Genomic DNA, 10,680 nt, shown 5'->3' with positions numbered 1-10,680 from the left:
TTAAGGAGGATATGCGTGTCATTTGCGGTATTCCTTCTTGGGTTCAGATGTACTTTGAGCGCTTGATCGAGCAGGGAGCTAACCCCGTCGGGGAGCTCTTTCCTAATTTTAATTTATTCATTTACGGCGGAGTCAATTTTGCTCCCTATAAAGCGCGTTTTGAACAGCTCATAGGGCGGTCGGTTCCGAGCATTGAACTGTTTCCGGCTTCTGAAGGATTCTTTGCTTTTCAAGACAGTCAAAGCGAGAAAGGAATGCTGCTTTTGCTCGATGCGGGCATTTATTACGAGTTTGTCAAAGCCGACGAATTTTTTGAGGACAATCCCAAGCGTCTTCCCGTTTGGGAGGTAGAACTTGGGGTGAATTATGTTATGCTCATTTCAACCACAGCAGGCATGTGGGGATACAATTTGGGAGATACCGTTCAGTTTACCAGCTTGGCTCCTTATCGCGTGATTGTATCTGGTAGAATTAAGCACTTTATTTCTGCCTTTGGTGAGCACGTCATCGGTAAAGAAGTGGAGCAGGCCATGAAGAGTGCTATTGATAAATTCGGATTGCAGATTAACGAATTCACGGTAGCTCCGCAGATCACTCCGGAATCTGGATTACCCTATCACGAGTGGTTGGTAGAGGCAGAATCCTTGCCGGATGACCTATCAGAGATCGCCGCTTGGATCGATCGAGAAATGCAAGCCCAAAACACTTATTACCTGGATCTGATTGAAGGATCAATTCTAAGAACCCTAGTTATAAGCCCATTAAAACCAGGCAGTTTTAAGGCTCATATGAAGAGCAAAGGCAAGCTGGGCGGGCAAAACAAGATCCCCAGACTGTCCAACGATCGTAAAATAGCGTACGCCCTTTTAAGCCTGCAAGGCTAATTTCTGTATCTTTGAGACCAAAATCGGTATGGCAGTTAATTCAACGCTAGAACGAACCAGAGCCCAAGAAAGTACCGCGGCCATTGAGCGCATGTACATCACAATGCGTCATTTATTCAACCGCGGCTTTTACAAACCCATGGGAGTTTCTGGGGAAACACTTCGAGATTCATTATTAACCCTTCAACCAGAGATCTACGGCTCAATCGCTGACGAGAAGATAGAGCTCAACGGGCTGCTGTATGTCATGGACCGCCTTCCTTATGGAATCGAGGAATGCAGTTATATCAATTTGACCAGTAATGAAGGTTATGCCAACTCACACTTTAAACCGATTGTTCCCGCCAAGCGCCGTAGAAACTGTTACCGCATAGACAAAGAGCAAATGAATATTGAGGTCACTCGTGGCCGCTCTGAGATCTATGACATCCTTACGCATTTGACTTTCCTCTACATTGAATCGCACAAGATCATGGAGCGCGTTTTGATCGATGATGAAGGAGAATACATCCGAGACTGGAAGAAGGTAGAAGAGGCTGTGGCCAAGAATTCTAAACTCAGTCAGGTAGACAAGGAGATCGCCATTACACATATTGCGAACATTCTTGGACGTACTTTTGAAGAGGTAAGCAGTGTTTATTCCAGTTTTAGCTGTAAAGAAAACCCGAACAGATTCATCAGTATTATCTACCATTTGGGCAAATTGGCCTTGGATGAACACCTCAATAATACGAAGCGCTTAATAACTTTTTCTCCAGTATTGCGTGAACGCCTCGGTCATCACATCCACGGTGAGCGTTGGGCAGATAACATCAAAAAAGAACTCTTCAATAAAGATTGGTTGGGCCGCCCAATCCATATCATCAGTGCCAATATGCACTCGGTGATGAATACCCTCTACGCAAAACGAGCCTTGCCGGCTGAGTTCACTAAAAAATCTCCGCTTGAAGTGTATCAAACCTTAAGCAAAGAAGAGAGTAAAACCCTTAGAGCGAAGGTCTTTAAACAGGCGCAAAAGGAGGGGATGATCTACTTAAAGGACAGTAGCGGGACCAATATTGACGTTCAGATCTTTGATGCCGAAGCCCATCCGGATTACAAGAAAACTGAATCGGACGCAACCTCAGAGAAAAATGAGCATCCAATTATCGTGGTTATGGATTACGCCTTTGGCGAGCAGGCCTATGAAACCATGGATGAATTGCTCAAACCCTATCAATGCGATAAGGGCAAAAAGCACTTTTTGAACGTGGAGTCCGTTTCCATTATGGGGAAGGCCGGAATCCTAGAAGGGGATAAGGGAGATATTATGATCCCGAATGCCCATATCTTTGAAGGAACGGCAGACAATTATCCTTTTAAGAACAGGCTGAAAAAGGCTATGTTTGCCGATGACGATGTGAACGTTTGCACAGGAGCCATGATCACAGTTTTGGGAACCTCCTTGCAGAATAAAGATATTTTGCAGTTCTTTCACGAATCAACCTGGAATGTGATCGGTCTAGAAATGGAAGGAGCGCATTACCAAAAGGCCATTCAATCGGCCTCGAGAATTCGGGGAAGTATTGCCAAAAAGGTTCGTGTGAACTATGCGTATTACGCGTCGGATAATCCCTTAAAAACGGGAAGTACACTGGCCTCAGGAGGTTTAGGTACAACCGGAGTAAAACCCACATATCTGATCACAGAAAAGATATTGGAACAAATATTAAGCTAACTAACAATGAGTGATTCTAAGAATAAACCTGCAGAAGAATTAGATCTGTTTTTCTTTTTTAGCGAGATCAAAAAAGTATTCAGGTCTTGGGTGAGAGCTTTTTTCAAAGGCTTTGATTTTGCCCGCAAACGCTGGTTGATCATTTTGATTTTGATCCTTGTAGGGATCGGAGCAGGTTATTATTTAGAGCAAAATAGTTTCTCTGGAAACAAGGCCAAGATCTTGTTGAAAGTCAATTTTGACATGGGGAACTATTTATACAACACTGTAGACGTTGTTGATAAGAAGCTCAAAGCTGGTGATACTGAATTTTACAAGGCCCTCGGATTGAATCCAAACAATCCTACAATCAAAGGTGTTGAACTCGTGCCGGTAATAAACGTTCACGACATCACGGATGATTTTGAGGATACTAACAGAAACCTCGATGCGCTTTTGCGTTATGTGGAGTTCAATATGGAGGAGGAAGAGTTGTATCAAACCTTTACCACCAATTACAACTATCATTATTTAACGGTTTCTCTCACTGGTCAAGGCACCAATGATGATCTTGAGCGATTGATGAATTATATCAACGCCAATCCAATCTTAAAAGAGTTCCGTGATACTTCTGTGAAGACAATCAATGAAAAACTGGTAGCTAACAAGCAAACCATTGAACAAATTGAGCTTTTCATGCAAAAGTATTTGGAGCAGGAATCTGATCAACGCGCTTTGGGAACTCAGTTTTATGTGGAGCGTGAAACTCGCCCAGATCTGCTGTTAGAGACCAAGAATGAATTGCTAACGGAGAATCAAGAGTTGAACGATGCGCTCGTATTTTATAAGCAACCTATTTTGGCTTTAGGCGGTATGCAGGTTTATCCAAAGGAGCCAAGTCTATTGGATAAGAAGATGATCCTGCTTCCTATAATGCTGGTTTTTATCTTCCTATTTTTGGCTTACCTGCGTTATATGTATTACTACCTAAGACGCATTGCAGATGCTCCAGAAGAATAGATCCATACTGGTTACCGGTGGAGCTGGCTTTATTGGCTCCAACTACATAAAAATGCTATTGGAAGAGACCGATCACCAAGTGGTCAATCTCGATAAGCTTACCTATGCCGGAGACCTCAGAAACCTTGAGTTTGCAGAAGGTAATACAAACTATCACTTTGTAGAAGGGGATATTTGTAATTCCGAATTGATCCATCGATTATTTGAAGAGCACCGATTTGATTATGTAGTTCATTTTGCTGCGGAGTCTCATGTGGATAATTCCATTACCAACCCCGATGCCTTTGTGCAAACCAATGTGGTGGGAACGCACCGATTGCTTCACGCGGCCTACACACACTGGATGGACGGTCCAAATCAGCTAAAAGAAGCCTCTGCCAACGCCCGATTTTTACATGTTTCTACTGATGAGGTTTACGGAACCTTAGGCGATGAAGGCCTTTTTACAGAAGAAACACCCTATGCTCCCAACAGTCCGTATAGCGCTTCCAAAGCAGCTTCTGATATGTTGGTGCGCAGCTATTTTCACACTTATGGCTTCCCTGCAGTAACCACTAATTGCTCTAACAATTACGGACCCCATCAGCACAGTGAAAAACTCATACCCACGATAATTCGGTCTGCCATTTCGGGCAAGAACATACCTATTTACGGGGACGGACAAAACATTAGAGATTGGCTTTATGTAGCTGATCATTGCCGCGGCGTGCACAAAGCATTGCTTTCCGGAAGACTTGGAGAAACCTACAATATTGGCGGGAAGAACGAACGCAATAACCTCTACATTGCCAATTTTATCTGTGAATTGTTAGATCAGAAAGCACCGCGAGTAGACGGGCAATCTTATAAAGAACAGATAAGTTTTGTAACCGACAGACCGGGTCATGATTTTAGATATGCCATAGACGCCTCCAAAATAAGCACAGAGTTGGGTTGGGAAGCGCAAGAGCATTTTGAATCGGGAATGGATAAAACCTTGAACTGGTATTTAAGTAATAAAAACCGTCTAGAAGCATGAAAGGAATCATATTAGCCGGAGGCTCAGGAACAAGACTACATCCGCTTACCATTGCTGTGAGTAAACAGCTCATGCCGGTTTATGACAAGCCCATGATCTACTATCCGCTTAGCACTTTGATGTATGCCGGCATTCGTGAGATTTTGATCATTTCCACTCCAAAAGACCTTCCGCTTTTCAAAACTCTTTTGGGAGACGGAAGCCAGTTGGGATGCTCGTTCAGCTATGCGACCCAAGCAGAACCCAAAGGTTTGGCAGAGGCTTTCATCATAGGCGAGGAGTTTATTGGGGATGATAAAGTGGCCTTGATCTTAGGAGACAACATCTTTTACGGAAGCGGTCTCAAGGAGCTTTTACAAGCGAATAACGACCCACACGGAGGCATTATTTATGCCTATCATGTGAACGATCCGCAACGTTATGGTGTGGTTGATTTTGATGCCGACGGTAAAGCCGTGAGCATTGAAGAGAAGCCAGAACACCCTAAGTCCAACTATGCTGTCCCTGGAATTTATTTCTATGACAATCGCGTGGTTGAAATCGCTAAAAATATTCAGCCTAGCGCACGTGGCGAACTGGAGATCACCGATGTGAACAATGTGTATTTACAACAGGGAGATCTGCAGGTTGCGGTATTGGATAAAGGAACTGCTTGGTTAGACACCGGGACCTTTGAATCCCTCATGCAAGCCAGTCAGTTTGTTGAGGTGATTGAACAGCGACAAGGATTAAAGATCGGCGCTGTAGAGGAAGCGGCATATGCCATGGGTTATATCGATAAGTCTCAGCTTCAAAAGCTTGCAGCACCATTGGTCAAAAGTGGCTATGGCAGTTATCTCATGCAATTGGATTAAATGAAAGTAACTCCAACACCCATACAAGATTGTTATTTGATCACTCCGGATGTGTTCCAGGATGAGCGAGGCTATTTCTGTGAAACCTTCCACAAAGAAAAGTTTGAAGCCTTGACGGGGATTGCTACGGACTTTGTTCAGGACAATCAATCCAGATCCAAAAAAGGTGTGGTTCGCGGTCTGCACTTTCAAACGGCCCCGCATCAGCAGGCCAAACTGGTTCGGGTGATCAGTGGTCAAGTGTTAGATGTGGTTGTTGATCTGCGCAAAGACTCTCCGAGTTTTGGACAGCATTACTCCGTCATACTTGATGAGGATAATAAAAATCAACTCTATATCCCACGCGGATGCGCCCACGGTTTTGCCACGCTTTCAGACTATTCGGTGTTTGCTTATAAATGCGATGCCTTCTACAATCGGGAATCTGATTCAGGAATTCGTTTTGACGACGCAACCTTCGGGATCGATTGGCGTCTACCCAAAGATCAAATGATTGTTTCTGAGAAAGATCAGAACTTGCCATTGTTTGATCCAACTAACTTCTAACCATCATGGGCAACAAGCGCATACTTATTACCGGAGCCTCTGGTCAACTCGGCCAATGCTTAAAAGCGACGGTTCCGGAGTCTCTTGCCGATGATGTACTTTGGGCCGCTCGTAAGGAGTTAGATTTGACCGATATCAATGCAGTTGAAGCTTTGTTTGAAACCCATCAATTTGACTATTGCATCAATACAGCAGCCTACACTGCTGTAGATAAAGCAGAATCTGACCGCGATGCCGCCTTTGCGCTTAATGCGGAAGCCGTGGCCCATCTGGCTAAGTGCTGTGAAAAGCACAATACGGTTTTGATCCACCCTTCTACGGATTACGTTTTTGGTGGAATGGCCAAGGAGCCGTATACGGAGGAATATCCCACAGCGCCAATTAATGTTTATGGAGCCTCAAAAGAGGCCGGTGAAGTGGCCATAAGAGAAGCGTTACAAGCTCATTTCATTGTGCGCACCTCTTGGCTGTACAGCCCTTACGGGCATAACTTTTACAGATCCATTCGGAAGAAACTGGAAGAGGGAGCTGAATTGACCATCACTACGGATCAAACCGGAACTCCGACCAACGGTTTGGATCTGGCCGAATTTTTCTGGAAGCTCATCTCGGAAAAGGCATCAGATTACGGTACCTATCATTACAGCAATGAAGGTGAAGCGACTTGGTATGACTTTGCTATTGCGATTGCCTCTGGATTGTCAAAAAAGCGAGAGAATCAAGTTGCCTCAACGGAGCATTATGCTACATTTGCAGCACGTCCTGCCTACAGTGTTTTGAGTAAAGAAAAAATCAAGGAGGTATTTGGCGTGAATCCCCCGAATTGGAAAACCAGTTTGCATCAACTAATCAACCATGACTAAAAGCCGTCATTTAATTGTTTTTGGTACTCGTCCGGAGGCTATAAAAATGGCTCCTTTGGTACACCATGCCTTGCAGCAATCCAATTGGGAGGTCAAGGTTTGTGTCACCGGGCAGCATAGAGAAATGCTGGATCAGGTTTTGGAGTTTTTCAACATCCAACCCGATTATGATCTCGCGCTTATGCGTCCGAATCAAAACCTTTACACTTTAACGGCAGATATCATTACGAACCTAAAGCCCGTTTTGGAGGAATTTGCTCCGGATTATGTTTATGTCCATGGAGATACTACCACCTCAACGGCCACCGGAATTGCAGCTTTTTACAGTGGAGCTAAAGTCTGCCACGTAGAAGCTGGACTCAGAACTTTCAATAGGCAGTATCCGTTCCCGGAGGAATTCAACAGAACCTTAACGGGAAAGATCGCGGATTATCATTTTGCGCCTACCCCAACATCCGCAGCAAACTTAAAGCGAGAAAACACTGCCGAAGAAAATATTTGCATCACCGGAAATACGGTGATCGATGCGCTATTTAAAGGCTTAGAGATCGTGGAACAGCCTGATTATTCCAATACGGAGATTGCTAGTTTAGAGCAAATCGTAGACCCGAACAAACGTTTAATTCTCATTACGGGACACCGCCGTGAAAACCACGGAGACGGCTTAGAAGCTATTTGCCGCGCACTGAGTACCATCGCGCAAACCTATCCCGAGGCAGAACTCGTCTATCCGGTCCATTTGAATCCGAATGTAAAAGGGCCCGTGAATGATTACTTACAGGGCATTTCTAACATTCACTTGGTAGATCCTTTGGCATATCCGGCATTTATTTGGCTGATGAAGCGCGCCTATTTGATCATCACTGATAGCGGTGGAATTCAAGAAGAGGCTCCGAGTTTAGGAAAACCAGTATTAGTAACGCGCACAACCACCGAGCGACCAGAAGCGGTTGAGGCTGGGACTGTTTTGTTGGTGGGTACCGATGTTGATCTGATCGTGAATGAAACCAAGCGTTTGATGGACGATCCGGCGCAATATGAAAAGCTGAGCCAATTGCACAACCCTTATGGTGACGGCAAGGCTTGTGAAAGAATTGTTAGTTTTATGAACCAATTGTAAGGATGGCACATAAACCAAAAGTAGTAATGATGGGACTAGGCTATATTGGCCTGCCCACTGCAGCACTGATCGCGAGTCGCGGACTGGAAGTGATCGGGGTGGATATACATCAGCACGTGGTAGATACCATTAACCGCGGGCAGATTCACATTGTGGAACCAGACCTGGACGGTTTGGTGCATCACGTAGTGCATAAAGGGCATTTACGTGCAACAACGCAACCTGAAGAAGCCGACGTCTATTTAATTGCCGTTCCTACGCCATTTAAAGACGATCACGTGCCCGATCTCAGTTTTGTGACCGCTGCTACCGAAAAGATCATTCCGACGCTTAAAAAGGGCGCTCTAGTGATTTTAGAGTCAACTTCACCTGTTGGAACTACAGAAAAAATGCGTGCCTTGATTCACGAGCAACGCCCGGAACTCAATGGCGATGTCTATATGGCCTATTGTCCGGAGCGTGTATTGCCGGGAAATGTGTTGCATGAACTCAAGCACAACGACCGAGCTATTGGCGGGATTGACGAACAATCCACGCAAAAGGCGATTGCTTTTTATAAGCACTTTGTGGTGGGAGACCTGCACCCAACCAATGCCAAGACGGCTGAGATGGTCAAATTGGTAGAAAACGCATCCCGTGATAACCAAATCGCCTTTGCCAATGAGCTTTCCATGATCTGTGATAAGGCGGGGATAGACGTTTGGGAGATGATCGCCTTGGCCAACAAACACCCAAGAGTAAATATTTTACGTCCAGGAACGGGAGTAGGAGGGCATTGTATCGCGGTTGATCCTTGGTTTATCGTTTCTGAATTTCCGGAGGAGAGTAAGATCATTCGAAAATCCCGTGAGGTGAACAATTTCAAGACTGAATGGGTCATTGAAAAAATAAAGAACAAAGCCCTCGCCTTTAAAATTGAGCATAAACGCGAGCCGGTCATTGCCTGTATGGGCTTGGCTTTTAAGCCAGACATAGACGATCTAAGAGAGTCGCCAGCGCTTTACGTCACCGAGACCTTGATTGAGGAAGGACATCAAGTTTTACAAGTAGAACCCAACTTGCAAAACGGTCATGGGCGTGAGCTTACTGAGCCTACAGAAGCCGTAAAAAAAGCTGATATCATTGTGTTCCTTGTGGGTCACAAAGGCTTCCGATCCTTGCAGATTGGAGATAAAAAACAGAAATTAGACTTTGTAGGTATGCTCTAAAAACCAAAAGCGCCCGTGTTATTCAATTCAATTGACTTTGCAATATTCTTTCCAGTATTCTTTGTGCTATACTGGATAGTCGCTAAAAAATTAACGCTTAGAAATGTCTTGATACTCGGAGCCAGTTATCTCTTTTATGGCTGGTGGGATTGGCGCTTTTTGTTCTTGATCATTTTTAGTTCCTTCGTAGACTTCTTTGTGGGTAAAGCTCTTGGGGAAACCGCGAAAAAATCCAAACGGAAAACATTGCTCTTAATGAGTCTGATCTCCAATTTGGGGCTTTTGGTATACTTCAAATACGCGAATTTCTTCATCGATTCCTTTGTACAGAGTTTTCGCTTTTTTGGAGGGGAAATTGAAGCGACCACTTTGGATATCATTTTACCCGTAGGGATCAGTTTCTACACCTTTCAGACCCTGAGTTATACCATAGATATTTACTACGGGAAGATCAAGCCCACCAAAAATATATTGGCCTTTTTCTCCTTTGTTGCTTTCTTTCCACAGTTGGTGGCAGGGCCTATTGAACGCGCAAAGCACCTTTTACCGCAGTTCTTTGTCACCCATAAATTCAACTACAGATTTGCACGTACCGGTCTGCTGTTGATGGCTTTTGGATTGTTTAAAAAAATGGTCATTGCAGATCGCTTAGGCATTTTGGTGAATCAAGTCTATAATGACCCAGAGAGTTACGGCGGAGGCGCTTTAGTAGTGGCCACAATAGCTTTTGCTTTTCAGATTTACTGTGATTTTTCGGGCTATAGCGATATTGCAATTGGAGCTGCAAGAACACTTGGTTTTGACCTCATGAAAAACTTTGACGCGCCTTATTTTTCTAAGTCCATTACGGAATTCTGGAGGCGTTGGCACATATCCTTATCTACATGGTTTAGAGATTATGTGTACATCCCGCTTGGAGGAAGCCGAAAGAAAGAACTGCGCGTTTACACCAACTTGTTTATCGTGTTTCTGGTCAGTGGACTTTGGCACGGCGCCGCCATTACCTTTGTGATCTGGGGAGCCATACACGGTTTGTTCATTGTGGTTGAAAAAGCCATGAGCAATCACGGTCTAAAGGTCTCAAGAAAAGGCCTTTTAGGAACGTTTGTGTTCATTCCTTTGACTTTTGTTATTGCATGCTTTGCTTGGATCTTTTTTAGAGCAAACAGCACGGCGGACGCGCTTTACGTAGCTGGAGGGATTTTTGACTGGTCTGAGCAGACCGATTATTTTGCCTTAGGATTGATACAACCGGAGTTCTACGCGGGACTCATTGCAATTTTATTACTACTCGTTTTTGATGCGATCCACCGCAGATTCAACGCGGTGAAAATCTTGGATAAGATTCCATTTTTCATCAGACCAATACTTTATGTGGTTATCATATTTACGATCTTGATTTTCGGTATTTACGGAGAAGACGGTGTTTCTGAGTTTATTTATTTCCAGTTCTAATGAAGCGCAAAACCGG

At 44.3% G+C, this 10,680-nt stretch carries 10 protein-coding genes; all 10 read left to right on the top strand.

Annotated features, from left to right (window positions below; genetic code table 11):
- The coding region (locus tag HRT75_RS12860; RefSeq protein ID WP_291187463.1) for a GH3 auxin-responsive promoter family protein at positions 1-884 on the top strand (884 nt) is incomplete at its 5' end.
- Positions 885-912: 28 nt separating this feature from the next.
- Positions 913-2,601: a hypothetical protein gene (locus tag HRT75_RS12855; RefSeq protein WP_291187460.1), complete on the top strand. Its 1,689-nt coding sequence runs from the start codon at positions 913-915 to the stop codon at positions 2,599-2,601.
- A gap of 6 nt (positions 2,602-2,607) precedes the next feature.
- Positions 2,608-3,600, top strand: coding sequence for a hypothetical protein (locus HRT75_RS12850; protein ID WP_291187457.1), 993 nt, complete (start codon positions 2,608-2,610; stop codon positions 3,598-3,600).
- Positions 3,584-4,618 (top strand): dTDP-glucose 4,6-dehydratase, encoded by a 1,035-nt coding sequence (gene rfbB / locus HRT75_RS12845; protein ID WP_291187454.1) that lies wholly within the window; start codon positions 3,584-3,586, stop codon positions 4,616-4,618. Before HRT75_RS12850 ends, rfbB begins: the two co-directional genes overlap by 17 nt.
- A complete protein-coding gene (rfbA, locus tag HRT75_RS12840; RefSeq protein WP_291187450.1) occupies positions 4,615-5,472 on the top strand; it encodes a glucose-1-phosphate thymidylyltransferase RfbA in 858 nt (285 codons plus the stop codon). Before rfbB ends, rfbA begins: the two co-directional genes overlap by 4 nt.
- Positions 5,473-6,018 (top strand): dTDP-4-dehydrorhamnose 3,5-epimerase, encoded by a 546-nt coding sequence (gene rfbC / locus HRT75_RS12835; RefSeq protein WP_291187447.1) that lies wholly within the window; start codon positions 5,473-5,475, stop codon positions 6,016-6,018.
- 5 nt (positions 6,019-6,023) lie between these two features.
- On the top strand, positions 6,024-6,881 hold the full coding sequence (rfbD, locus tag HRT75_RS12830; protein WP_291187444.1) for a dTDP-4-dehydrorhamnose reductase: 858 nt from the start codon (positions 6,024-6,026) through the stop codon (positions 6,879-6,881).
- A complete protein-coding gene (wecB, locus tag HRT75_RS12825) occupies positions 6,874-8,001 on the top strand; it encodes a UDP-N-acetylglucosamine 2-epimerase (non-hydrolyzing) (RefSeq protein WP_291187441.1) in 1,128 nt (375 codons plus the stop codon). The genes rfbD and wecB overlap by 8 nt, the downstream gene beginning before the upstream one ends.
- Before the next feature lie 2 nt (positions 8,002-8,003).
- The gene (gene wecC, locus HRT75_RS12820) at positions 8,004-9,209 is read left to right on the top strand and encodes a UDP-N-acetyl-D-mannosamine dehydrogenase (protein WP_291187439.1); all 1,206 of its coding nucleotides are present in this window, start codon (positions 8,004-8,006) and stop codon (positions 9,207-9,209) included.
- Positions 9,210-9,224: 15 nt separating this feature from the next.
- Positions 9,225-10,664, top strand: a complete 1,440-nt coding sequence (locus tag HRT75_RS12815) for an MBOAT family O-acyltransferase (RefSeq protein WP_291187437.1) — start codon at positions 9,225-9,227, stop codon at positions 10,662-10,664.
- The last annotated feature ends 16 nt before the right edge of the window (positions 10,665-10,680 follow it).

The sequence above is a fragment of the Gilvibacter sp. genome, from assembly GCF_013214815.1.
Classification (GTDB): domain Bacteria; phylum Bacteroidota; class Bacteroidia; order Flavobacteriales; family Flavobacteriaceae; genus Gilvibacter.
The sequence above is the reverse complement of the archived record's forward strand: the minus strand, read 5'-3'. Positions and strand labels throughout refer to the sequence as shown.

Bases quoted from the DNA above. Each gene is read 5' to 3' on its own strand.
- HRT75_RS12855 (WP_291187460.1), top strand. From the start codon at position 913: ATGGCAGTTAATTCAACGCTAGAACGAACCAGAGCCCAAGAAAGTACC.
- HRT75_RS12850 (WP_291187457.1), top strand. From the start codon at position 2,608: ATGAGTGATTCTAAGAATAAACCTGCAGAAGAATTAGATCTGTTTTTC.
- rfbB (WP_291187454.1), top strand. From the start codon at position 3,584: ATGCTCCAGAAGAATAGATCCATACTGGTTACCGGTGGAGCTGGCTTT.
- rfbA (WP_291187450.1), top strand. From the start codon at position 4,615: ATGAAAGGAATCATATTAGCCGGAGGCTCAGGAACAAGACTACATCCG.
- rfbC (WP_291187447.1), top strand. From the start codon at position 5,473: ATGAAAGTAACTCCAACACCCATACAAGATTGTTATTTGATCACTCCG.
- rfbD (WP_291187444.1), top strand. From the start codon at position 6,024: ATGGGCAACAAGCGCATACTTATTACCGGAGCCTCTGGTCAACTCGGC.
- wecB (WP_291187441.1), top strand. From the start codon at position 6,874: ATGACTAAAAGCCGTCATTTAATTGTTTTTGGTACTCGTCCGGAGGCT.
- wecC (WP_291187439.1), top strand. From the start codon at position 8,004: ATGGCACATAAACCAAAAGTAGTAATGATGGGACTAGGCTATATTGGC.